Annotated in this window: 22 protein-coding genes; 18 read left to right on the top strand and 4 right to left on the bottom strand. The window is 72.4% G+C overall.

All coding sequences use genetic code 11. From position 1 onward, the window contains the following. Positions 1–272: 272 nt before the first annotated feature. The gene (locus ACHFIV_RS30970) at positions 273–1,448 is read left to right on the top strand and encodes an MFS transporter (protein WP_398975871.1); all 1,176 of its coding nucleotides are present in this window, start codon (positions 273–275) and stop codon (positions 1,446–1,448) included. Positions 1,449–1,518: 70 nt separating this feature from the next. Then, the gene (locus ACHFIV_RS30965) at positions 1,519–2,064 is read left to right on the top strand and encodes a YbjN domain-containing protein (protein ID WP_398975869.1); all 546 of its coding nucleotides are present in this window, start codon (positions 1,519–1,521) and stop codon (positions 2,062–2,064) included. A 158-nt stretch (positions 2,065–2,222) separates the two neighbouring features. On the opposite strand, the gene ACHFIV_RS30960 is transcribed toward ACHFIV_RS30965, so the two are convergent. Beyond that, entirely contained in the window at positions 2,223–3,404 is a 1,182-nt protein-coding gene (locus ACHFIV_RS30960; protein ID WP_398975867.1) for a pyridoxal phosphate-dependent aminotransferase, read from the bottom strand. A gap of 126 nt (positions 3,405–3,530) precedes the next feature. Here ACHFIV_RS30960 and ACHFIV_RS30955 point away from each other — a divergent pair, with 126 nt between their 5' ends. From ACHFIV_RS30955 to ACHFIV_RS30885, 15 genes are all read left to right on the top strand, one after another. Further along, positions 3,531–3,776 (top strand): hypothetical protein, encoded by a 246-nt coding sequence (locus tag ACHFIV_RS30955; protein WP_398975865.1) that lies wholly within the window; start codon positions 3,531–3,533, stop codon positions 3,774–3,776. 304 nt (positions 3,777–4,080) lie between these two features. Next, complete coding sequence (locus ACHFIV_RS30950) at positions 4,081–4,602, top strand: DUF2617 family protein (RefSeq protein ID WP_398975864.1); 522 nt, start codon at positions 4,081–4,083, stop codon at positions 4,600–4,602. A gap of 107 nt (positions 4,603–4,709) precedes the next feature. Next, positions 4,710–6,281 carry a polyamine aminopropyltransferase gene (locus ACHFIV_RS30945; RefSeq protein WP_398975862.1) on the top strand — a complete coding sequence of 524 codons (1,572 nt, stop codon included), beginning with the start codon at positions 4,710–4,712 and terminating at the stop codon, positions 6,279–6,281. 81 nt (positions 6,282–6,362) lie between these two features. Then, a complete protein-coding gene (locus ACHFIV_RS30940) occupies positions 6,363–7,334 on the top strand; it encodes an SRPBCC domain-containing protein (protein ID WP_398975860.1) in 972 nt (323 codons plus the stop codon). Between the two features lie 28 nt (positions 7,335–7,362). After that, on the top strand, positions 7,363–8,157 hold the full coding sequence (locus ACHFIV_RS30935) for an aldose epimerase family protein (protein WP_398975858.1): 795 nt from the start codon (positions 7,363–7,365) through the stop codon (positions 8,155–8,157). 30 nt (positions 8,158–8,187) lie between these two features. After that, complete coding sequence (pyrE, locus tag ACHFIV_RS30930; RefSeq protein WP_398975856.1) at positions 8,188–8,727, top strand: orotate phosphoribosyltransferase; 540 nt, start codon at positions 8,188–8,190, stop codon at positions 8,725–8,727. 166 nt (positions 8,728–8,893) lie between these two features. Then, complete coding sequence (gene fbaA / locus ACHFIV_RS30925; protein WP_398975854.1) at positions 8,894–9,925, top strand: class II fructose-bisphosphate aldolase; 1,032 nt, start codon at positions 8,894–8,896, stop codon at positions 9,923–9,925. A 132-nt stretch (positions 9,926–10,057) separates the two neighbouring features. Beyond that, positions 10,058–11,557, top strand: a complete 1,500-nt coding sequence (locus ACHFIV_RS30920; protein ID WP_398975853.1) for an MFS transporter — start codon at positions 10,058–10,060, stop codon at positions 11,555–11,557. A 3-nt stretch (positions 11,558–11,560) separates the two neighbouring features. After that, positions 11,561–11,974, top strand: coding sequence for a DUF3151 domain-containing protein (locus ACHFIV_RS30915; protein ID WP_033296606.1), 414 nt, complete (start codon positions 11,561–11,563; stop codon positions 11,972–11,974). Positions 11,975–12,127: 153 nt separating this feature from the next. Then, entirely contained in the window at positions 12,128–12,976 is an 849-nt protein-coding gene (locus ACHFIV_RS30910) for a tryptophan 2,3-dioxygenase family protein (protein WP_398975851.1), read from the top strand. Then, positions 12,969–14,156, top strand: coding sequence for a kynureninase (gene kynU / locus ACHFIV_RS30905; RefSeq protein WP_398975849.1), 1,188 nt, complete (start codon positions 12,969–12,971; stop codon positions 14,154–14,156). Before ACHFIV_RS30910 ends, kynU begins: the two co-directional genes overlap by 8 nt. Before the next feature lie 116 nt (positions 14,157–14,272). Then, positions 14,273–15,148 (top strand): alpha/beta hydrolase family protein, encoded by an 876-nt coding sequence (locus ACHFIV_RS30900; protein ID WP_398975847.1) that lies wholly within the window; start codon positions 14,273–14,275, stop codon positions 15,146–15,148. A 74-nt stretch (positions 15,149–15,222) separates the two neighbouring features. Beyond that, on the top strand, positions 15,223–16,542 hold the full coding sequence (locus ACHFIV_RS30895) for a sensor histidine kinase (RefSeq protein ID WP_398975845.1): 1,320 nt from the start codon (positions 15,223–15,225) through the stop codon (positions 16,540–16,542). Then, entirely contained in the window at positions 16,539–17,204 is a 666-nt protein-coding gene (locus ACHFIV_RS30890; protein WP_033296601.1) for a response regulator, read from the top strand. Before ACHFIV_RS30895 ends, ACHFIV_RS30890 begins: the two co-directional genes overlap by 4 nt. A gap of 26 nt (positions 17,205–17,230) precedes the next feature. After that, entirely contained in the window at positions 17,231–18,436 is a 1,206-nt protein-coding gene (locus ACHFIV_RS30885; protein ID WP_398975843.1) for a cytochrome P450, read from the top strand. Positions 18,437–18,565: 129 nt separating this feature from the next. On the opposite strand, the gene ACHFIV_RS30880 is transcribed toward ACHFIV_RS30885, so the two are convergent. Both ACHFIV_RS30880 and ACHFIV_RS30875 read right to left on the bottom strand, forming a co-directional pair. Beyond that, entirely contained in the window at positions 18,566–20,224 is a 1,659-nt protein-coding gene (locus ACHFIV_RS30880; RefSeq protein ID WP_398975841.1) for an ABC transporter permease, read from the bottom strand. Further along, entirely contained in the window at positions 20,221–21,192 is a 972-nt protein-coding gene (locus ACHFIV_RS30875; protein ID WP_398975840.1) for an ABC transporter ATP-binding protein, read from the bottom strand. The genes ACHFIV_RS30880 and ACHFIV_RS30875 overlap by 4 nt, the downstream gene beginning before the upstream one ends. Before the next feature lie 92 nt (positions 21,193–21,284). Here ACHFIV_RS30875 and ACHFIV_RS30870 point away from each other — a divergent pair, with 92 nt between their 5' ends. Continuing rightward, positions 21,285–21,803: a GbsR/MarR family transcriptional regulator gene (locus ACHFIV_RS30870; protein WP_398976595.1), complete on the top strand. Its 519-nt coding sequence runs from the start codon at positions 21,285–21,287 to the stop codon at positions 21,801–21,803. An 11-nt stretch (positions 21,804–21,814) separates the two neighbouring features. On the opposite strand, the gene ACHFIV_RS30865 is transcribed toward ACHFIV_RS30870, so the two are convergent. Further along, positions 21,815–22,651, bottom strand: a complete 837-nt coding sequence (locus ACHFIV_RS30865; RefSeq protein ID WP_398975838.1) for a diacylglycerol kinase — start codon at positions 22,649–22,651, stop codon at positions 21,815–21,817. Positions 22,652–22,673 lie beyond the last annotated feature (22 nt).

Here is a 22,673-nt window from a genome sequence, read left to right as displayed (position 1 = left end):
ACGACGTCCTGACCGCCTTTTTTTGTACCGCGCCGATACATATCCGCACCCTCGGTCCCCATCGGTGCGAGGGGTGCTCCGAGTGATCGCGTTCCCCGTCAATACCGGGACACTCCGGGGCCTTTTCCTTTTGCGGCAGCAGCGTCTGCGGCGAATTCGGAAACCGGTAGGGTACGCGCATGACGGAGCGGATACCCGGCGAGGCGAGTGCGGAGCCGAAGGACGGAACAAGCGGCAGTCTCATTCGTCTGAGCGAATTTCGCACATTGTGGGTGGCTTTTGCTCAGTCGGTCCTGGGTGACCAGTTGGCCCGGGTCGCGCTGTCGCTGCTGGTGTTCGAACGCACCGATTCGGCCGGCTGGACCGCGGCGACCTACGCGCTGACGACTCTGCCCGCCCTGGTGTCCGGGGTGCTCCTCTCCGGTCTCGCCGACCGCTTTCCCCGCCGTACGGTCATGATCGGGTGCGACCTGGTGCGTGCGGTCCTCGTCGGACTGATGGCCCTGCCCGGAACACCCCTGCCGCTGCTGGCCGGGCTGCTGGTGCTGGCACAGCTCGCCGAGTCGCCGTTCGGGGCGTCGCAGGGTGCCCTCATGCCCGCCGTCCTGGGCGAGCGCCTGTACGAACGGGGGCAGCGGGTCATGCTGATCACCCACCAGGCCGGACAGCTGATCGGGTTCGCCGTCGGTGGCGTGCTCGTCGTGTGGCTGGGCAGCCACCTCGCGCTGGGGCTGAACGCGGCGACGTTCCTGATCTCCGCCGTCCTGATCGGAGTCGGCGTCAAGGCGCGGCCCGTGGACCCGGGCACCGACGCGCGGCCGAAGCGGGTACGCACCCAGGTGGGCAGGGCGGCCGCACTGATCTGGTCGGACCCCCGGCTGCGGTCGCTGGTCGCGCTCGGCTGGCTGGCGGGGTTCATCATGCTGCCGGAGGGCCTCGCGGCGCCCTTCGCCGAGGAGGCCGGCGCGAGCGCCGCGGCGGTGGGACTCCTGCTCGCCGCGCATCCCGCCGGGATGGTCCTGGGGGCGGCTCTCTTCGGGCGTGCGGGCTTCGGTGCCGAGCGGCGCCGGCGGCTGCTCGGACCGCTGGCCGTGGGCGCGAACCTTCCGCTCGTCGTCTACTGGGCCGGACCCGGCGTCGGGGTGGCCCTGCTGGTCCTGCTGGTGTCGGGGGTCTGCTCGGCCTACCAGATCACCGCGGGGGCGACCTTCGTCCTGCTCACCCCTGCCGATCAGCGCGGCCAGGTACTGGGACTCGCCAGGTCGGGGCTGACCGCCATGCAGGGGATCGGTGTCGCGGCGGGCGGTCTGGCGGCGGAGCTGTCCGGTTCCACGGCCCGGACGATCGGCGGTGCGGGCCTCCTCGGCACGCTCTGCGCCGTCCTGGTCGCGGTTTCCTGGGCGCGGGCCGGAGGGAGGAGAGGGGGGACGATTCCCCTGAGCGCGTAGGACTACCGGCCGCGATCGCGGCTAGGGTCGAAGCCAGGAAACCACGTGCGATCCACAGGAGTACCCAGCGATGTCTATCGACCCGTCCTCGATCCCCAACTTCGGGGGCCAGCCCGAACCGCAGGCGGCCGGACCCGAGGGCCCCGTGGTCCCCGACCAGGACCTCGTCAAGCAGCTTCTCGAGCAGATGGAGCTGAAGTTCGTCGTCGACGACGAGGGCGACCTCGCCGCGCCGTGGGAAGACTTCCGGACGTACTTCATGTTCCGCGGCGAGGAGGAGCAGCAGGTCTTCTCGGTCCGCACCTTCTACGACCGTCCCCACGCCCTGGACCAGCGCGCCGTCCTGCTCGAGGCGATCGACGACTGGAACCGCCGCACCCTGTGGCCCAAGGTCTACACGCACGCCCACGAGGGCGAGGAGGGCACCGCGGCCTCCGTGCGGCTGGTCGGTGAGGCGCAGATGCTCATCGGCACCGGCGTCAGCCTGGAGCACTTCGTCTCCTCGACGGTCAGCTGGGTGCGGGCCTCGATCGAGTTCGACAAGTGGCTCGTGGAGCGCCTGGGCCTGGAGCCCGCGGAGAAGAAGCCCGAGGGCGAGGAGCCCACGGAGGCCTGACCCGGCGGACGAACGGCAGAGGCCCGGTCAGGAGCGCGGCAGGCACACGGCCCGCGCCCCGGCCGGGCCTCTCCTGTGCGGCTCCCGTGTGCGAGGGGGAGTCCGGGCCACTCCTGTCCGCGGCGGCCTGACCGGTCCTCCGGCCCGGCCGCCGGAGGTCAGGACACCCGGAGGGTCTTCAGCCGGGTGACCGCCTCGGTGAGCACGTCCGTACGCTTGCAGAAGGCGAAGCGCACGAAGGGCGCGCCCTGCTCCCGGTGGTCGTAGAAGACCGCGTTCGGGACGGCGACGACCCCGCAGCGGCCGGGGAGCGCACGGCAGAAGGCGAAGCCGTCGGGCCCGCCGCCGAGCGGGCGGATGTCGGTGGTGACGAAGTACGTCCCGGCGGGTCGGTAGACCTCGAAGCCGGCCTCCGCGAGACCGGTGCTGAGCAGGTCCCGCTTGGCCCTCATGTCCGCGCGCAGTTCCTCGAAATAGCTGTCGGGCAGGCGCAGCGCCTCGGCGACCGCGTACTGGAGGGGGCCGCCCGAGACGTACGTCAGGAACTGCTTCGCGGAGCGGACCGCGGTGACCAGCTCCGGGCTCGTGGTGATCCACCCGATCTTCCAGCCCGTCAGTGAGAACGTCTTTCCCGCACTGCTCACGGTGACCGTGCGCTCCCGCATGCCGGGGAACGAGGCGAGGGGGATGTGCTCGCCCTCGAACACGAGGTGTTCGTAGACCTCGTCGGTGACCACCAGGAGATCCCGCTCGCAGGCGAGCGCGGCGACGGCCGCGAGTTCGTCCCGGGTCAGGACGGTCCCGGTCGGGTTGTGCGGCGTGTTGAGGAGGATCAGCCGGGTGCGGGGGGTGACGGCGGCGCGCAGCTCGTCCAGGTCCAGCCGGTAGGCGCCCTCGTGGGGGCGGAGCGTGACGGGGACGCGGGTGCCGCCCGCCATGGCGATGCAGGCGGCGTACGAGTCGTAGTACGGCTCCAGGGCGATGACCTCGTCGCCGGGCTCCAGGAGGGCCAGCAGGGAGGCGGCGATCGCCTCCGTGGCGCCCGTGGTGACCAGGACCTCGGCGTCGGGGTCGTACTCCAGGCCGTAGTGCCGCCGCTGGTGCTCCGCGACGGCGGAGCGCAGCTCGGGGATGCCGGGGCCCGGCGGGTACTGGTTGCCGTGGCCCGCGCGAAGGGCCCGGACCGCGGCCTCCAGGATCTCCCCGGGGCCGTCGGTGTCGGGGAATCCCTGGCCGAGGTTGATCGATCCGGTCCGCACGGCGAGCGCCGTCATCTCCGCGAAGATCGTCGTGCCGAACTCGGTGAGGCGGCGGTTGAGCAGCGGTCGTCCCTGTGTCATGGGCGCCATCCTGTGCCGAACCTCTGGATTGGCTCAAGTCTGCTTTGGGCCCGGCGCGGCTCGGGAATCCCACGGTCAGCCGAGAAGCGGGGACCTCGCTTCGGGGGAGAGAAGGATGTGAGGTCGATGGAGTTGTTCGTCTTCATCGTGTTCCTGGTGATCGTGGTGGTGGGGATCGCCGCGCTGGCCATGGGATCGGGGGGCCGCAGGAGGGCCCCGTCCGGACGCGCCGGGCGCCGTGGCTCGGACAGCGGCGGCGGCGGGGGCGGGGGCAGCTGGTGGGCCGGCGACAGCGGCGGTGGTGACTCCGGCGGGCATTCCTGCGGCGGCGGCAGCAGCAGCTGCGGTGGTGGCGGTGGCGGCGGTAACTGAGACGGGTCCACCGCTCCGTGCGGGACGAGTGGGTCAGAGGTGTCCGGTGGGAGTGAACTCCCCCCGGGCGCCTTTTTGTTGGGGTCACGGGGAACAGGTGAACCGTCCTGTCCCCTGAGGGATGGAAACCACGGCAAGTTGGGTAAAAGCGCTGTGAGCGCGACGTACTTCGTGATTGCATCGATGTAGAGAACATTCAGCCCCCGGGCCCCAGTTGGGCCGGATCGGGCTCCCCCTCCCCCACGTGCGCCGCACGGGGGTACCTCCTGTCCACGTGTCCCTGTGTGTCCTGCGGAGCCGATCCATGCTCACGACCCTTCAGACCGCCTATTCCGACACCCGAGCCGCTGATCTGGCATGGACCCTCGGGCGGGAGCCGCTGCCCGCCCTCGCCGTCCTCAACCTCGAACTAGCGGGCGCGAAAGTGCAGTTGCGGCTGCTCGGCGCCTCTCATCAGGTCCTGTTGGAGGAGGAGCGCCGCACGTGCTCCGAGACCGTCGCCTGCCTTCCGGGCAGCAGCACGCCGCTGCCGCTGGGTGTCGCCGAGAGCCTGGGTGACTGGGACTACGAGTTCGCGGCCCGCGTCGAGACGCTCTCGGAAGGCTCGTTCGCGGGGCGCGCACAGGAGTTGCTGGCGCTGGTCGCCGACCATCCGCACGGCCTGGCGGGGACGTTTCCCGGCAGCCCCTACGCCTTCACCGCGATGCTCGCCCAGCGGGCGGAGGGCCAGGTGCGCTGGCGGACCTGGCACGCGTACCCCCAGGAGGGGCAGCTGGTGGTGACCAGGACACGGGTGGGGGCGCGGGTGCCGGCGGCAGTGGCGTGAGGGGGGTGCGCGGGCCTGTCCGGGGCGGCGCGCCGGGGGCGGGCGTGCGTCACTTGCACCCTTGTGGGTGACAGGCGGCGCTCGTCCCGTCACGTAGCGTTCGTTTCATGATCGACCAGCAGACGCGGCTGCGAGGGGGCGCGGCGCGGCTACCCGTGAGGCCGAGGACCGGCCGGTTCCTCGTTCTGGCCGTGGTCTTCGTCTGCGCCGCGTGCGGTCTTGTCTACGAGCTGGAACTGGTCGCGCTGGCCTCCTACCTCGTCGGTGACTCCGTCACGCAGGCATCGGTCGTGCTGTCCGTGATGGTGTTCGCGATGGGGATCGGGTCGCTGCTCGCGAAACGTTTACGCAGTCGCGCGGCCGTGGGGTTCGGGCTGATCGAGGCCGCGCTCGCGCTCGTCGGAGGCACCTCGGCGCTCGTCCTGTACGCGTCCTTCGCCTGGCTCGGGGAGTCGCGTCACGCGCTGGTCGGCTTCTCGCTCGCGATCGGGATCCTGATCGGCGCGGAGATCCCGCTGCTGATGACGCTGATCCAGCGGGTCGACCGGCAGGACGCGGGCGGGGCGGTCGCGGACCTCTTCGCCGCCGACTACGTCGGCGCGCTCGTCGGGGGGCTGGCCTTCCCGTTCCTGCTGCTGCCGACGATGGGCCAGCTGACCGGGGCCCTGTTCACCGGTGCGGTCAACGCGGCGGTGGGCGGGGCGCTGGTGCTGTGGGTGTTCCGACGCGATCTCAGCCCGCGCTCCCGCCGGCTGCTGATCGTGGTCAACGGCGCGGTGATCGCCCTGCTGGCCACGGCCTCCGTCCTCGTCGACGACTTCGAGCGCGCGGCGCGGCGCGCGGTGTACGGGGACGAGGTACGGGTCGCCGTGCAGACCGAGGTCCAGGAGGTCGTCCTCACCGGTCCGGGCCGTGGTGCGCTCCAGCTGTACCTGGGCGGCCGGCTCCGGGTCAGCTCCCGGGACGAGCACCGCTACCACGAGGCACTCGTGCACCCGGCCATGAACGGGGCGCACGGGCGGGTGCTGATCCTGGGCGGGGGCGACGGCCTGGCCGCCCGCGAGGTGCTGCGCTATCCGGATGTCACGTCGGTCGTGGTGGTGGAGCTCGATCCGGTGGTCACCCGCTTGGCCCGCACGGACCCGGCGCTCTCCGAGTTGAACGCGCACGCGTACGACGACCCCCGGCTGACCGCGGTCACCGGGGACGCCTTCGCCTGGCTGCGTGCCGCGCGCGTCCGCTTCGACGTGGTGATCTCGGACCTCCCCGACCCGGGGATCTCGGCCAGCACCAAGCTCTACGCCGCCGAGTTCTACGGGCTGGTCGCCGGGGTTCTGGAGCCGGACGGGCGGCTGGTGGTGCACGCAGGGCCGCCGAGCACCCGGCCGACGACGTTCCGGACGGTGGAGGCGTCGGTGCGGGCGGGTGGTCTGGCGGCCCGGACCTACCGGGTGGAGGGGCGCACGGGTGGGCCCGTGGCGGGGGCACCGCGGGACTGGGGATTCGTGCTGGCCGCCCGGCAGGCGGTGGGGCGGATCGGCATGGACCCGGGCGCGCCGCCCCTGCGGACGCTGGGGGAGCGGGAGCTGCTGTCCGGACGGCGGGCGGCGGAGCGGGTACCGGCGCGCGGTGTGCTGCCGTCGACACTGGTCCACCCGCGGTACCGGGAGGAGCCATGAGCGCGACCGCGGGGCGCGGTCCGCCCGGCCCGGGGGTGGAAGCGCTGACGGGACGGCCGGGGCTGAGTAGGCTCGGGCGGTATGGAGCATGAGGTGTTCGTTCCGGTTCCGGTTCCGTCCCTGCGGGAGACGCTGGGTGATCCCGCCCGCGTCGCGCGGTGTGTGCCGGGACTCCAGCGGGATGCCGACGCGTCGGCGGGGCCGTTGGCGGGCCGGCTGAGATTCCGGGCCGACGGCCACACGATCACGTACCGCGGGGCACTGACGCTGCGGCCCTCCGGCGGGGGTTCCTTCTCGGTGTCCGGGGAGGGGTCCGAGGCCCGGGGCGCGGGGTCGGCGAAGCTGGCACTGACCGTCGGACTCACGGAGACGGACGGCGGGACGACGATCCGGTTCAGCGGCACGGCGAGCGGCGACGGGCGCATCGTGGACCTGGACGCCTCCGCGGCGCTCGCTGCGGCGCAGCGGTTGCTGGACCGTTTTACGCAGCAGCTGGTGACGGAGTCGCTGGCGGCGCGTGGCGGGGCGACGGGGCCCGACGGGCCGGCCGCGGAGCCGGAGCCGGCGTCGTCCTCGGGGCCTCCGGCCGCGGAGCCGCACTCCCCGGAGCCGGCGTCCGGACAGGAGCCGTCCCCGGAGGCGGGACCGGCGTCGGATACCCGGCCCACCGAGTCGCCCTCGCCCGAGTCACCGTCCACCGAGTCGCCGTCACCCGAGTCGCCGTTCTCCGAGGGGTCTGCCGAGCTCCCGTCGGACGACACGAACTCCGTGTTCGACGGGCCGGTGCCTCCCCCTTCACTCGACCCCTCCGCGGAAATGGAGTTCACCGTGCCGGACGAGCCGCCCGCCGAAGCCGCGCACGCCCGCCGCACCATGATCGGTCGCAGCACGGAGGAGGTCGACCACGCCCCGCCGCGCGGCCGGTACGCCCCCGTGCCGTCGCCCGAGGCGGGCGCCGCGGGCATCACGCTGCGCTGGGCCGCCCCCGCAGCCGCTCTGGTGATCGCCTCGGCCGTGGTGGTCGGCAGGGCTCTGCGGCGAAGGAGGCCGTGAGCAGCCGCCCCGCCAGTAGTGTCGGGGGGTGAGCAGAGTTGTGAAGAACGCACGGCTGACCGCCGGCGCCGTCGAATTGACCGTTGACCCCGTGAACGGCTGCCGGATCAGCAGCCTGTCGATCGGGGGCACCGAACTGCTGCGCCAGGGCGAGCGGTACGGCTGCTTCCCCATGGTGCCGTGGTGCGGCCGCACCGAGAACGGCCTGTTCCGCAACGGTGGCGAGCTCCATCGGATGCCGCTGAACTCGCCGCCCCACGCCATCCACGGCACCGGCCGCGACACCGCCTGGAAGCAGGCCCGCCATGGCGACGCGGAAGCGGCCTTCTTCTACGATCTGGCCGACCCGTGGCCGTACGAGGGCCGGGTGACGCAGTCCTTCGAGCTGACCGAGGAATCCCTGACGCTGAGCCTCGGCATCGAGACGTACGGCGACTCCTTCCCCGCCCAGGCCGGGTGGCATCCCTGGTTCCTCAGGAACCTCGGTGGCCAGGACGTGCGCATCGCCTTCGACGCGGAATGGCAGGAGGAGCGGGGTGACGACCACCTGCCGACCGGGCGCCGGATCGATCCTCTCCCCGGCCCCTGGGACGACTGCTTCGGGATGCCCGCGGGCGTCGACGTGCGGCTCACCTGGCCCGGACAGCTGGATCTGACCGTCAGGAGCAGGGACGAGTGGGTGGTGATCTACGACGAGCAGGCGGAGGCGGTCTGTGTGGAGCCGCAGTCCGGGCCCCCGAACGGGCTGAACACGGCCCCCCGGCTCGTCACCCCGATCGAGCCCCTGGAGATCACGACGACCTGGAGCTGGGTACGGCTCTGACCTCCCGCACCAGCCCTTACCCTCGTTGACATGACTGACCTACGCGCTGAGCTGCTCCAGCAGATCAAGGACAAGGCCGTGGTACACGGCAAAGTGACCCTCTCCTCGGGTCTGGAAGCCGACTGGTACATCGACCTTCGCCGCATCACGCTGGACGGCAAGGCCGCGCCACTGGTCGGCCGGGCGATGCTCGACGCGACCGCCGAGCTGGACTACGACTGCGTCGGCGGACTGACCCTGGGCGCCGACCCGGTGGCCACGTCGATGCTGCACGCCTCGGCGGCACGCGGGAAGAGCCTGGACGCGTTCGTCGTCCGTAAGGCGCAGAAGGCGCACGGGATGCAGCGCCGCATCGAGGGCACGGACGTCAAGGGCCGCCGCTGCCTCGTCGTCGAGGACACCTCGACGACCGGTGGTTCGCCGCTGACCGCGGTCGAGGCGGTGCGCGAGGCCGGCGGTGAGGTCGTGGCCGTCGCCGTGATCGTGGAGCGCGGCGCCGCCCCGGCGATCGCGGAGGCCGGACTGCCGTACGTCCACGTCTACTCGGTGGCGGACCTCGACCTGTCCTGACCTGGGATTTCACGTTACCGCTCCCTGTTTCACGTGAAACAGGGAGCGGTACCCGACGGGCAGCGCGGAGCCGAAGCGAGAGTCTGGGATGATAAGGGCGACGATGACGTCGCCCCCAGGTCAGGGACCAAGCACTGCACACCCGCACATCCCAAGGAGCGGACAGATGCCCATCGCAACCCCCGAGGTCTACGCCGAGATGCTCGACCGGGCGAAGGCAGGCAAGTTCGCCTACCCGGCCATCAATGTGACGTCGACCCAGACCCTGCACGCTGCACTGCGCGGCTTCGCGGAGGCGGAGAGCGACGGCATCGTCCAGATCTCCACCGGTGGTGCCGAATTCCTGGGCGGCCAGCACAACAAGGACATGGTGACGGGCGCCGTCGCCCTGGCCGAGTTCGCGCACATCGTCGCCGCCAAGTACGACGTCACGGTCGCGCTGCACACCGACCACTGCCCCAAGGACAAGCTGGACGGTTACGTACGTCCGCTGCTCGACGTCTCCGCGGAGCGCGTCGCCAAGGGCCTCAACCCGCTGTTCCAGTCGCACATGTGGGACGGATCGGCCGAGACCCTCGCCGACAACCTCGCCATCGGCCAGGAGCTGCTGGCCAAGGCCGCCGCCGCCAAGATCATCCTTGAGGTCGAGATCACCCCGACCGGCGGTGAGGAGGACGGCGTCACGCACGAGATCAACGACGAGCTGTACACGACCGTCGACGACGCGCTGCGTACGGCCGAGGCGCTCGGCCTGGGCGAGAAGGGCCGCTACCTGCTGGCAGCGTCCTTCGGCAACGTCCACGGCGTCTACAAGCCGGGCAATGTCGTCCTGCGCCCCGAGCTCCTCAAGGACCTCCAGCAGGGTGTCGCCACCACGTACGGCAAGCCCGCAGGCAGCCAGCCGTTCGACTTCGTCTTCCACGGCGGGTCGGGCTCGACGGCCGAGGAGATCGCCACCGCGCTGGAGAACGGCGTCGTGAAGATGAACCTCGACACCGACACCCAGTACGCCTTCACCCGCCCGATCGTGGACCACGTGTTCCGCAACTACGACGGCGTGCTGAAGGTCGACGGCGAGGTCGGCAACAAGAAGGTCTACGACCCGCGCAGCTGGGGCAAGTCCGCCGAGGCGGGCATGGCCGCGCGCGTCACCGAGGCCTGCGTCAACCTGCGCTCCTCCGGCACCAAGCTGAAGTAACCGCGTCACAGGCGCACGGACGGGCCCGGCCTCCCTCGCGGAGGTCCGGGCCCGTTCCATGCCCGGGGGCGGGCGTGCGGCCGGGTGGGGGCATGAATGGCCGCCCGGTCCGGCAGCGGAGATGCTGCTCGTATGACTGACGCGGAGGGTGCGGACGGCGACGGGATCCGGGTTGCCTCACCCGTGGGGCGATGGGTGGTCCTGACCACCGTGCTCGGGTCCAGCATGGCCCTCCTCGACTCCACGGTCATCAACGTGGCCCTGCCCCGCATCGGCGAGGATCTCGGCGCCGATCTGGCCGCCCTGCAGTGGACCGTCAACGCCTACATGCTGACTCTCGCCGGACTGATCCTGCTCGGCGGCGCGCTCGGGGACCGGTTCGGGCGGCGGAGGGTCTTCGTCGTCGGCGTGGTCTGGTTCGCCGTGGCCTCCCTGCTGTGCGGGATCGCCCCGAACGCCGAGGTGCTGGTCGCCTCGCGGGCGTTGCAGGGGGCAGGGGGCGCGCTGCTCACGCCCGGCTCGCTCGCGATCATCCAGGCGAGCTTCCACCCCGACGACCGGGCGCGTGCGGTGGGGCTCTGGTCCGGACTCGGTGGGGTCGGGGCGGCCGTCGGACCGTTCCTCGGCGGGTGGCTGGTGGACGGGCCGGGATGGCGGTGGGTGTTCCTGCTCAATCTGCCGCTGGCCGCCGTCTGCGTCCCCGTGGCCCTGCGCCACGTGCCGGAGTCCAGGGACCCGGACGCCCACGGCCGGTTCGACGTGCTCGGCGCCGCCCTCGCCGCGTTCGCGCTCGCGCTGGTCACCTATGCGCTGATCGAGGTGCCCGAGCAGGGCGCGTCCGTGAGGGTGATCGGCGCGGCCCTCGGCGGTGTGGCCCTGGGCGCGGGCTTCGTGCGGGTGGAGCGGCACCGTGCCGATCCGATGGTCCCCCCGTCGGTCTTCGCGTCGCGGCAGTTCACCGCCGTCAACATCGTCACGTTCTGTGTGTACGCGGCACTGGGCGGGTTCTTCTTCCTGTCCGCGATCCAGCTCCAGGTGGTCGCGGGTTACTCGGCGCTCGGCGCGGGCACCGCGCTCCTGCCGACGACAGTGCTCATGCTGCTCTTCTCCGCGTCGGCGGGCGACCTGGGCCGGCGCATCGGGCCCCGTGTCCCGCTCACCGTCGGCCCGCTGCTGGCCGCCGCCGGGATGCTGCTGATGCTGCGGGTCGGCCCCGGCGCCTCCTACCCGCTGGACGTCCTTCCCGCCGTACTGGTGCTGGGCCTCGGCATGGTCACCCTCGTGGCGCCCCTCACGGCGACCGTGCTGGCCGCCGTGGAGACAGGCCGGGCCGGTCTCGCCAGCGGCATCAACAACGCGGCCGCTCGTGCCGCCGGACTGCTCGCGGTGGCCGCGCTCCCCCTGCTGGCCGGCATGGGCCCTGAGGCGTACCGCGAGGCGGGGGAGTTCGCCTCGACGTTCCGGCGCGCCATGCCGATGTGCGCCGGTCTGCTGGTGGCGGGCTCCGTGATCGCCTGGTGGGCCGTACGGAAGCCTGCCGAGTCCCGGCCGGAGCGCCGTCCGGAGTGCTCGGTGCACTGCGGGGTCACGGCCCCGCCATTGGAGCCGGACCCCCGCCCCAGGCACACTTGAACCATGTCCATCCACGAGAACCTTCTCGGGGGCCCTGCCCCGACCCATCTGCCCGACGACCCGGAGCCGCGCGAGCTGCTCGCGAGCGGCACCGCGCCCGCCGATGTCGCGGCGAAGTACCCCACGTCCTCGCTGGCCTGGGCGCAGCTCGCCGACGAGGCGTACGAGGGCGGCCGGGTCGTCGAGTCGTACGCGTACGCGCGCACCGGCTACCACCGCGGCCTCGACGCCCTGCGCCGCGCGGGCTGGAAGGGCCACGGCCCCGTCCCGTTCGAGCACGAGCCGAACCGCGGTTTCCTGCGGGCCCTGCACGCCCTCGCGCGCGCCGCTCAGGCGATCGGTGAGCAGGAGGAGTACGAGCGCTGCTCGTCGTTCCTGCGCGACTCCTCGCAGACCGCCGCCGACATCCTGGGCTGAGACCGGGCCGCCTTCGGGCCCCGCGGGCCGCGGCCCGCGGGGCCCGACGCGTTCCGCGGAAGGCCGTTAGGATGCCGAGCAGGGGACCGGAGCTCCACCACCTCAGAGGAAGGGGCGGACCGCTACCCGGAAGCTCGTGTCGAGGAGACAGAAATGTCGACCAACCACCCCGACCCCGAAGCCACCGGTGCGGAGAACCCGCACCTCGACTTCGCGGGAACGACTCCGTACGAGGACTACGTCCAGGCGGACGTCCTGACCCACCTCCAGCATCTGCGCTCGGACGATCCCGGCGAGATGGTCTTCCTGGTCACCACCCAGGTCATGGAACTGTGGTTCACGGTCATCGTCCATGAGTGGGAGACGGCGGCGCACGCCCTGCGCGAGGACCGCATACCGGTCGCCCGCGACGCCCTGAAGCGCTCGCTGCGGGAGCTCGAGGCGCTGAACGCCTCCTGGAAGCCGCTGGCCGGCCTCACCCCCGCCCAGTTCAACTCCTACCGGGGCTCGCTCGGCGAGGGGTCCGGATTCCAGTCGGCGATGTACCGCCGGATGGAGTTCCTGCTGGGCGACAAGTCCGCCTCCATGCTCGTGCCGCACCGGGGCGCGCCCCGGGTCCACGCCGAGCTGGAGAAGGCGCTCCACGAGCCCGGACTGTACGACGAGACGCTCGCGCTCCTCGCCCGCCGCGGATACGCCGTGCCCCAGTCGGTGCTGCAGAGGGACCTGTCGCAGAAGTACGAGCCGTCACCCGCCGTCGAGGCGGTCTGGGCCGAGATCTACGCCAACGCCGACCAGAACGACGAGCTGGTCCGGCTCGGTGAGGTGCTGACCGACGTCGGCGAGCTGGTGTGGCGATGGCGCAACGACCATCTGACCGCCACCCGGCGGGCGATGGGGTCCAAGACGGGAACCGGCGGGTCGGCCGGGGTCGCGTGGCTGGAGAAGCGGGCCACCAAGAGCGTGTTCCCCGAGCTGTGGACGGCGCGTAGCCATGTCTGACTTCAAGGAGCGCGCCGAGGCGCTCGACACCGCCGACGAACTGGCCGCGCTGCGTGAGCTTTTCGTCCTCGACGACACCGTCTACCTCGACGGCAACTCGCTGGGTGCGCTGCCCCGCCACGTGCCCTCGCGCGTGCAGGACGTCATCACGCGTGAGTGGGGCGCGTTGCGCATCCGCTCCTGGGACGAGAGCGGCTGGTGGACCGCGCCCGAGCGGATCGGCGACCGGATCGCCCCGCTGGTCGGGGCGGCCGCCGGACAGATCGTGGTGGGGGACTCCACCAGCGTGAACGTCTTCAAGGCCGTCGTCGCCGCGACCCGCCTCGCGGGCGAGGGGCGCGACGAGATCCTCGTCGACGCGACGACGTTCCCCACGGACGGGTACATCGCCGGGTCGGCGGCCCGGATGACGGGCCACCGCATCGTCCCCGTCGCTCCGGCCGACGTGCGGGCGGCGCTCGGTCCGCGCACCGCGGCCGTCCTGCTGAACCACGTCGACTACCGCTCGGGCAGGCTGCACGACCTGCCCGGTCTCACCGCCGCCGTGCACGGGGCGGGCGCGCTCGCGGTCTGGGACCTGTGCCACAGTGCCGGTGCCCTGCCGGTGGGTCTCGACGCGCACGGCGTGGACCTGGCCGTCGGCTGCACGTACAAGTACCTCAACGGCGGCCCCGGTGCTCCCGCCTACCTGTACGTCGCCGAGCGTCATCAGGCGGCTTTCGACTCGCCCCTGCCGGGGTGGACCTCGCACGCCGACCCGTTCGCGATGACCCCCGGCTACGCCCCGGCGGACGGTTCCGTACGGGGCCGGGTCGGTACTCCGGACATCCTGTCCATGCTGGCCCTGGAGGCGGCGCTGGACGTCTGGGACGGGGTGTCGGTGGACGCCGTACGTGCCAAGTCCCTCGCGCTGACGGACTTCTTCCTGGAGTGCGTCGCCGCCTACGCGCCCGGGGGCCGGGTCGCGCCGGTCACCCCGGCCGCCCACGCGGAGCGCGGCAGCCAGGTCTCGCTGCGGTGTGACGACGCGGAGGCGGTGATGCGTGAGCTCATCGGGCGCGGCGTGGTCGGCGATCTGCGCCGCCCGGACATCCTGCGCTTCGGTTTCACCCCGTTGTACGTCGGTTTCGCCGACGCGGAGCGGGCCGCACGGATCCTCGCCGAGGTGCTGGCGGTCTGAACCCCCCGCCGCCGTACGGGCCCGCCGTCCGGGCCCGTACGGCGGCGGTCCGGCGTACTGGTACCGTCCCCGCAGGTCAGGCGAGTTGGGCACAGGCCCAGGACGGTTGGTGCAGCATGTCGGATTCTGCCGCGCGTGATCGCGACGCCGCCGAGACGGAGTCGGCGTTCGCCCATCCGGTGGTCGCCCCCGACGGGTCCGCGGCCTACGGGAGCCACCCCGACCAGGTGATCGACTTCTTCGCGCCGCGGGACGGCCGCGCCGGGGCACCGCTCGTCGTGCTCCTGCACGGCGGCGCCTGGCGGGCGCCGTACGACCGGCAGCACGTTTCGCCCTTCGCGGACTTCCTCGCTCGGCGCGGCTTCGCCGTGGCCAGCGTCGAATACAGGCGCGGTGGCGGCACCGCTCGGCAGGGCACGGCCGGCCCGGTGGCGGGGCGCTGGCCCGAGACGTTCGACGACGTGGCGGCGGCGATGGACGCCCTGCCGGAGCTGGCGGCCCGGGAGCTGCCGGGGGCCGATCCGCGCAAGACCGTGGTGACCGGCCACTCGGCGGGCGGCCAGCTCGCCCTGTGGGCAGCCGCCCGGCATGTGCTCCCGGAGGGTTCGCCGTGGCGGCTGCCGGCCGCGCCGCCACTGCGCGGGGTGGTCGCCCTGGCACCGATCGGTGACTTCGCGAGCGCGGTCGAGCTGGATGTCTGCTCGGGTGCGCTGCACCAGCTCCTGGGCGGCGAGGAGAACGCCGAGGCGCGGGCCGCGCACGTCGATCCGGCCCTGCTGCTGCCGACCGGCATCGCGACGGCCGTCGTGCAGGGCGTGGACGACATCACCGTGCCGCAGGCCGTCACGGACGCGTTCGTCGACGCGGCGGCGAAAGCCGGGGAGATGGTGGGGCTCACGCTGCTGGACGGGGTGGGGCACTTTCCGCTGATCGATCCGTCGGCGGACGCCTGCGCCGTGGTGGCCGAGGAGATCGCCCAGCTGGCCTGGTAGTACTTGTGACGGACGGCCGAGGATCCGCATCACTGCTGACGACCGGGGCACAGGACGGCGCCTACCGTGTGAGCGTGACCGAGACGAAGACCAGAAGCCCGGAATTCCGGCTGGCCGCAGGGGCGATAGACGGCCTGCGGCAGGACCTCTTCCACCATGTGCTCGACTACCGTCCGATGGGGCCGCTGGGCTCCGACGGCCCGGTGATCCGACGGCTTCCGAAGCCGGTCAGGACGCGGGCCGTCTGGTTCCCGCACGCGGTGGTGGCCGCGGTCGCGCTGATCGCGCTGCTGGGAGGCGTCTTCTCGGCGAACACCTACTCCCCGTTCGGCATCGCGACACTCATCACCGCTTTCCTGCCGGCCGCCGTGTTGCTGATGACGCTGCTCCGCCCCGTCCTCGCCTTCTGGGCGTCGATCGCCCTGGTCCCGGTGACGGTCGTCGTGGGCGGCGGGGACTGGCCGTGGTCGCCGCACACCTTCGTGTGCCACCTGGGCGTCCTGATCGTCGTCGCGGCGCGGACCAGGCCGCGTACGGCGGCCTGGATGTGGGCGATCACCCTGCTCCCCGGCTTCCTCTCGGCGGCCCTCGGCCCCTACAACCCCTCGTCGACCGCCGGGGGCATGGCCTTCACGTCGGCGGTCGCCCTGCTCGTCGTGACGGTCGTGCAGACCCGCCGCGAGGCCCAGCGCGAGGTGACCGTGCAGCGCACCGTCACCGCCGTCGAACGTGACCGGCGCACGCTCCTGGAGGAGCGCACCACCATCGCCCGGGAGCTGCACGACGTCGTCGCCCACCACATGTCCGTCGTCGCGATCCAGGCCGAGGCCGCCCCGTACCGGGTGGAGAACCCGCCGCCCGAGCTGGAGCAGGCCTTCGTCACCATCCGGGAGAACGCCGTCGCCGCGCTCACCGAGCTGCGCCGCGTCCTCGGTGTCGTACGGGCGGAGGACTACGAGGCGCCGGACGCCCCGCAGCCCACCCTCGCCGAGATCGGCCGGCTGCTGGACAACGTCCGCGAGACGGGTCTGGAGACGGAGAAGACGGTCACCGGCGCGATACGCGAGCTTCCCCAGGGCGTCGAGCTGTCGGCGTACCGGATCGTCCAGGAGGCGTTGAGCAACACGCTCCGGCACGCGCCGGGCGCCACCGCCAAGGTGGAGATCGGCTACGTGCTCGGCGGGCTGGGGCTGCGCGTCGTCAACGGTCCGCCCAGGGGGCTGGTGAAGCCCTCGCCGGGTGCCGGGCACGGGATCACGGGGATGCGGGAGCGGGTCGCGATGCTGAACGGCGAGATGACGGCCGGGGCGACGGAGGACGGCGGCTACGAGGTCGCCGTGTTCCTCCCCGTACCGGCGGCCGAGACCGCCACCACGAAGGGCGGGACGGCATGAACGACACCATCCGGGTCCTGATCGTCGACGACCAGATGATGGTCCGCGAGGGCTTCTCCGTGCTGCTCAACGCGATGCCCGGCATCGAGGTCGTCGGAGAGGCCGTCGACGGGCGGCAGGCCGTCTCGCAGGTCGCGGCACTGCGGCCCGACGTGGTCCTGATGGACATCCGGATGCCGGAGCTCAACGGCATCGAGGCGACGCGCGAGATCGTCGCCGCCGACGCGGACGCCAAGGTGCTGGTCCTGACCACGTTCGACCTCGACGAGTACGTCTACCAGGCCCTGCGGGCCGGGGCCTCCGGCTTCCTGCTGAAGGACGCGTCGGCCCGGCAGCTCGCCGAGGGCGTGCGGGTGGTGGCGTCCGGCGAGGCGCTGTTGGCTCCGACGGTGACCAGGCGGCTGATCACCGAGTTCTCGAAGATCGCCGAGGCGCCCCGGCCGCCGGCCATGGCCAGGATCGGCGACCTCACGGAGCGGGAGACGGAGGTTCTGGTGCTGATCGCGCAGGGGCTGTCCAACCTCGAGATCGCCTCGCACCTGGTGGTCGCCGAGTCGACGATCAAGACGCACGTCAGCCGCATCCTGGTGAAACTGGGTCTGCGGGACCGGACCCAGGCGGCCGTGTTCGCGTACGAGGCGCGGCTGGTCACCCCCGGATAGCGCCACCCCCCGGATAGCGTCGGCCCATGCATGTGTCCTTCGACCCCTGGTCCCCGGCGTTCGTCGCCGATCCGTACCCGGCCTACGCCGCGCTGCGCGCCACCGGCAGGGCGCACTACTTCGAACCGACGCGGCAGTGGCTCGTCCCGCACCACACCGATGTGTCCGGGCTGCTGCGCGACCGGCGGCTGGGGCGGACGTACCTGCACCGTTTCGGCCACGACGAGTTCGGCGTGACCGCCCCGCCCGCCGCCCACGAGCCGTTCCACACGCTCAACGGGCACGGGATCCTCGATCTGGAAGCCCCCGACCACACCCGGATCCGGCGGCTCGTCGCCAAGGCCTTCACGCCCCGCAGGGTGGAGGCGCTCGCCCCGACCGTGGAGCGGCTAGCCGCCGGGCTCGTCGAGGACTTCGTCGGGGCGGGCGGCGGGGATCTGCTCAGCGCGGTCGCGGAGCCGCTGCCGGTGGCCGTCATCGCCGAGATGCTCGGTGTCCCGGGGGCCGACCGGGCTCTGCTGCGGCCGTGGTCGGCGGCGATCTGCGGGATGTTCGAGCTGAACCCGCCGGAGGAGACCGCGCGGGCGGCCGTACAGGCGTCGGTCGAGTTCTCCGGCTATCTGCGGGAACTGATCGGGGCACGGCGAAGGGATCCGGGGGCCGATCTGATCTCCGGGCTCATCGCCGCCCATGACGACGAGGACCGGCTGACCGAGCAGGAGATCGTCTCCACCTGTGTCCTGCTGCTCAACGCCGGTCACGAGGCGACCGTCAACGCCACCGCCAACAGCTGGTGGATGCTCTTCAGGCACCCGGAGCAGCTGGCAGCCCTGCGCGGTGACCACAGCCTGCTGCCGACCGCCGTGGAGGAGCTGCTCCGCTACGACACCCCGGTCCCGATGTTCGCGCGGTGGGTCCTGGACGACATCGAGGTCGACGGCACCGTCATTCCGCGCGGCTCGCAGGTCGCGCTGCTCTTCGCGTCGGCCAACCGGGATCCGGCACGCTTCGCCGACGCGGAGACACTGGACCTGTCCCGGAAGGACAACCCGCACATCTCATTCGGCGCGGGCATCCACTACTGCCTGGGCGCCCCACTGGCCCGCCTCGAACTGGCCGCGTCGTTCGGCGCGTTGCTGCGCTCGGCCCCCGGCATGCGGCTGACGGCCGAGCCGGAGTGGAAGCCCGGCTACGTGATCCGGGGGCTGCGGGAGCTACTGGTCGAGATCTGAGGCAGCAGCCCCCGGAGCCGTTGCGGGCCGGGGTCGCGCACCCGCCGTACCCCGCCGGGTCAGGTGTCCCCGGACGCGGGACGGCCGGACGCGGGGGCGGACGGTTTCCCGCTCGGCCCGCGTGCCCCGTCACTTGGTCTGGAGGTCACGTCGCCGGAATCCTTCCAGGCCGAGCAGGACCAGAGCGGCCGCGACGACCGTGAGGACGGCCAAGGGCGTCCAGCTCATGGGGGACGCGGGAAGCCGGGGGACATGGCCGAAGGGGGAGAGGTCGCTCATCCAGGCCGGGAACCGGAGGAGCGGGCCCAGGTAGCCGGTCACGAACGCGTACACCGGGACCGCCCAGGCCGCGTGGGCCGCGCCCGGCAGCCAGCCGAACAGGACCGCGGCGATCCCGGCGGTGACCCACAGCGCCGGTGCGTAGGCGAGCGCCGCGCCCACGAGGGAGAGCACCAGCCCGGAGTCGCCGGTCGACGCCGCCCCCGCGAGGCCGGACCCGAGTCCTGCCAGCAGGAGCAGCGCCGTGCCTCCGGCCAGGGCGACCGCGAGGTGGCTGCCGGCCCACCGCGCACGGGAGAGACCGGTGGCCAGGAGGGGCTCGGCGCGGCCGGCGTTCTCCTCGGACCGTGGCCGGAGGGCCGCCGTCACGACGTGGACGGAGGCGGCCACCGCGAGGATCACCATGATCATCGAGGCGAACGACTCGGCCGTGCTCGCGCCGCCGGTCCTCCGGAGCGCCTCCTGGAGGCCGTCGATGTTCTGCAGCATGGCGTCGGCCTCGCCCAGGATCGCCCCGTACATCGCGCCCATCAGGAACAGACCGGCGCCGAACCCGGCCAGCAGGGAGCGGTGCAGCCGCAGCGCGAAGCCCACCGGACGCACCAGCGCGCCGGACGCCCTCGGGCTGCCGGGCCGTGGGGCGCGTAGCCCCGCACCCACGTCCCTCCGTGTCGACAGGAGGAATCCGGCACCGGCGCCGAGGACGGCGAGTGCCACGCAGAGCAGCAGCGGCCACCAGCGGTTGTCCACGTACGGGTAGGTGCGCTGGACCCATCCGATCGGGGAGAGCCAGGAGAGGACGTCGTCGCCGCCCGCGTCACCGGCTGCCCGCAGGGCGTAGGCGACACCGATCGCGGCCAGGGCCATGCCGGACGCGCCCCGGGTGTGGGCGGTGAGCTGTGTGGTGATCGCGGCGACACCCGCGAAGACCAGGCCGGCGGCGGCGTGCGCGAGGCCGTAGAGCAGTGCGCCCGTGGGACCGCCGGGGGCCAGGTCCATGGCCCCGAGCCCGGCGGCGAGCAGCAGGGCGAGCGCGAGGTCGGCGACGACCGCCACGCAGAGCGCGGCGGCAAGAGGCGCGTGACGCCCGACGACGGTGGAGCGGACCAGCTCGGCTCGGCCGGTCTCCTCCTCGTCGCGGGTGTGGCGGGTGATGACCAGGACACTCATGAGGCCGGCCAGAACGGCCGTGAAGCCGAGCATCTGGTGGCCGAGCATCGAACCGAAGGTGTAGTCGGCCAGGTAGTGCCGGGGCCCGGTCATGGCGAGCCCGGCCGGGCTGTCCATGGTGCCGAGGACGGAGGCGCGGTCCTCGGGGGTGGCGTACAGCGTCCTGAACTGGCCGGCCGTGGACAGCGTGCCGAGGGCCAGGGCGAGGATCCAGGCGGGCAGCCGGACACGGTCCCTGCGCAGGTTGAACGCGACCAGGGCGCGGGTCCCCGTCAGTGTCCCCATGCCCGCGGAGGCGTGGGCCGCCGAGGGGGTGCGGGTGGCGGTGGCGGCGCTCATCGCCTGCTCCCGTGCGCGGCGGCCCCTGGGCCGAAGACACCGGCCGGGGTGTGGCCGTCGGCGGCGAGCTCGTCGCCGTAGTGGCGGAGCATGAGCTCCTCCAGGGTGGGCGGGTGGCTGGTCAGGCCGCGGACACCGAGTTCGGCGAGCTTGCTCATGGCGCCGGCGAGATGGCCACCGTCCACGGCGAACCGCACCCGGCCCCCGCTCCCGGTCCCGTCGTCGGTGACCTCCAGGGAGTGCACGCCGGGCAGTCGCCCGAGTTCTCCGGCCGGCCGGTCCGTCTCGGCCTCGATCGTCGTACGCGTCAGATGCCGCAGCTCGCTCAGCGAACCGGACTGCACGGTCCTGCCGAGCCGGATGATGCTGACCCGGTCGGCCAGTTTCTCGACCTGGGCGAGGACGTGGCTGGAGAGCAGCACGGTCCTGCCGGCGGCCTTCGCCTGAAGGATGACGTCCTGGAAGACCACCTCCATGAGGGGGTCGAGGCCGGCGGTCGGCTCGTCCAGGAGCAGCAGCTCCGCGTCCGAGGCCAGCGCGGCCACGATGGCCACCTTCTGGCGGTTGCCCTTCGAATACGCCCGGCCCTTCTTCGTCGGGTCGAGGCCGAAGCGTTCGATGAGCTCGTCCCGGCGCCGCCTGTCCGCGCCACCGCGCAGACGGCAGAGCAGGTCGATGGCCTCGCCCCCGGTGAGTCCCGGCCACAGCTCCACGTCGCCGGGCACGTAGGCGAGGCGCCGGTGCAGTTCCACGGCGTCGTGCCACGGGTCCCCGCCGAGCAGCTGTGCCGCGCCCGAATCGGCGCGCAGCAGCCCCAGCAGGACTCGGATGGTGGTGGATTTCCCGGCGCCGTTGGGCCCGAGGAAGCCATGGACCTCACCCGTCCCGACAGTGAGGTCGAGGCCGTCCAGTGCGCGTGTCCTGCCGAACGACTTGTGCAGTCCGGCCACGGAGAGTGCCTTCGTCATGTTTCTGAACGTACGCGTATTTCATAAACTTGTGAAGTTAAGGAAGCGTATAAAGTTGGCTCGTGATCGGAGCAGGGGAGACGGCAAAGACCATGGCCAGCGGGACCGGGGAACCGGGGAACACGGCGGGGAGCAAGGACGCCGGGCGCGACGGAGAGGCGGTGGCACGCTTCGTCGAGCGTTTCGCGGCCGAGATGACCGAGGCCGGGATGCAGCGGATGGCCGCCCGCGTCTTCGCGTCCCTCCTCGCCGACGACGACGGTTCCATGACCTCGGCGGAGCTCGGCGAGCAGCTGCGGATCAGCCCGGCGGCGGTGTCCGGTGCGGTCAACTACCTCACCCAGGTCAGCATGGTCGGCCGCGAACGCGACCCCGGCTCACGCCGCGACCGCTACCGCCTGCACGACGAGATCTGGTACGCCACCTTCGCCAACCGCGACCAGGTGCTCACCCGCTGGGAGCGCACGCTGAGGGACGGCGCGCGTTCCCTGGGCGAGGACACCCCGGCCGGTGCGCGGCTCGTGGAGACGGCGGACTTCTTCGCGTTCATGCAGGCCGAACTCATCGGCGTGCTGGACCGGTGGCGCGAGAGCCGCAAGCCGTCCGCGTGAGGCGCGGGGCCTCAGGCGTCCGCCGCGGGGAGCACCAGCCCCCAGGCACCCGCCCGCACCGTCCATGTGCGGGTCCTCACGGGACCCGCGACCTGTATGTCCGCGCGGTAGCGGAAGTCCGGACCGGAGACCGTGACCGCCTTGGCCTCCACCGTGTACGTCTCGCCGGAGGCCGTGTGGATCACCACGTCCGCCAGGCCTCCGTCTCCCTGGGCGGTCACCGAGACGTCCCCGACGAGCCGGTCCAGGTCGTTCAGCAGGGCTCCGTCCGCCTCGACCCGGAGCCTGTGGGCACCGGAGGCGCCGGAGGGGGAGGGCGGGGCCGGGCGGACGAGCGAGGCCACGAGCGTGCGGCACGTGCCCCAGACCGTGTGGGGCGCGCCCGGTGAGGGCCTGACCGCCGGGATGCGCAGTTCGCCGAGCACGACCCCGTCGCTGTCGTCGACGAGCAGGTCCAGCCTGCGGGCGGTCCCGTCGAGCGCCGTGCGCGCCGCCGCGACGGCCCCCCGGGGCACGCCGAGGGCGTGGGCGAGTTCCAGCGTGTGCGCCGCGCCGACCGGGATCAGGGAGAGGGTGCTGTCCGCGAGCTCCCGTTCACGGTGGAGCTGGGACACGGCGCGCAGCAGCGCGTGGTCGTCGCCGACGACGACCGGCCGCCTGGAGCCCCGCCGCGACAGGGCCCTGGCGAACTCGTCAGGGCCGTCCGCGAAGCAGATCTTGGCGTGCGCGCCGGCGCTCAGCACGTCCTTCGCGATGCGCACGGACTCGCCGTCGTAACGGCGGGCAAGGGGGTCGATGAGCACGAGTAGCTGGTGGTCGCCGTCGCCGGGGGGCTCTGCAGCCGACACCTCGGTCCTTCCTCGGGTAGCA

The organism is Streptomyces sp. ALB3 (genome assembly GCF_044385685.1).
GTDB lineage: Bacteria > Actinomycetota > Actinomycetes > Streptomycetales > Streptomycetaceae > Streptomyces.
Note: the sequence above shows the minus strand (reverse complement) of the source record. Positions and strands in the feature narration are given on the sequence as shown.

Bases quoted from the DNA above. Each gene is read 5' to 3' on its own strand.
- ACHFIV_RS30965 (WP_398975869.1), top strand. From the start codon at position 1,519: ATGTCTATCGACCCGTCCTCGATCCCCAACTTCGGGGGCCAGCCCGAA.
- ACHFIV_RS30960 (WP_398975867.1), bottom strand. From the start codon at position 3,404: ATGACACAGGGACGACCGCTGCTCAACCGCCGCCTCACCGAGTTCGGC.
- ACHFIV_RS30955 (WP_398975865.1), top strand. From the start codon at position 3,531: ATGGAGTTGTTCGTCTTCATCGTGTTCCTGGTGATCGTGGTGGTGGGG.
- ACHFIV_RS30950 (WP_398975864.1), top strand. From the start codon at position 4,081: ATGCTCACGACCCTTCAGACCGCCTATTCCGACACCCGAGCCGCTGAT.
- ACHFIV_RS30945 (WP_398975862.1), top strand. From the start codon at position 4,710: ATGATCGACCAGCAGACGCGGCTGCGAGGGGGCGCGGCGCGGCTACCC.
- ACHFIV_RS30940 (WP_398975860.1), top strand. From the start codon at position 6,363: ATGGAGCATGAGGTGTTCGTTCCGGTTCCGGTTCCGTCCCTGCGGGAG.
- pyrE (WP_398975856.1), top strand. From the start codon at position 8,188: ATGACTGACCTACGCGCTGAGCTGCTCCAGCAGATCAAGGACAAGGCC.
- fbaA (WP_398975854.1), top strand. From the start codon at position 8,894: ATGCCCATCGCAACCCCCGAGGTCTACGCCGAGATGCTCGACCGGGCG.
- ACHFIV_RS30920 (WP_398975853.1), top strand. From the start codon at position 10,058: ATGACTGACGCGGAGGGTGCGGACGGCGACGGGATCCGGGTTGCCTCA.
- ACHFIV_RS30915 (WP_033296606.1), top strand. From the start codon at position 11,561: ATGTCCATCCACGAGAACCTTCTCGGGGGCCCTGCCCCGACCCATCTG.
- ACHFIV_RS30910 (WP_398975851.1), top strand. From the start codon at position 12,128: ATGTCGACCAACCACCCCGACCCCGAAGCCACCGGTGCGGAGAACCCG.
- kynU (WP_398975849.1), top strand. From the start codon at position 12,969: ATGTCTGACTTCAAGGAGCGCGCCGAGGCGCTCGACACCGCCGACGAA.
- ACHFIV_RS30900 (WP_398975847.1), top strand. From the start codon at position 14,273: ATGTCGGATTCTGCCGCGCGTGATCGCGACGCCGCCGAGACGGAGTCG.
- ACHFIV_RS30890 (WP_033296601.1), top strand. From the start codon at position 16,539: ATGAACGACACCATCCGGGTCCTGATCGTCGACGACCAGATGATGGTC.
- ACHFIV_RS30885 (WP_398975843.1), top strand. From the start codon at position 17,231: ATGCATGTGTCCTTCGACCCCTGGTCCCCGGCGTTCGTCGCCGATCCG.
- ACHFIV_RS30880 (WP_398975841.1), bottom strand. From the start codon at position 20,224: ATGAGCGCCGCCACCGCCACCCGCACCCCCTCGGCGGCCCACGCCTCC.
- ACHFIV_RS30875 (WP_398975840.1), bottom strand. From the start codon at position 21,192: ATGACGAAGGCACTCTCCGTGGCCGGACTGCACAAGTCGTTCGGCAGG.
- ACHFIV_RS30870 (WP_398976595.1), top strand. From the start codon at position 21,285: ATGGCCAGCGGGACCGGGGAACCGGGGAACACGGCGGGGAGCAAGGAC.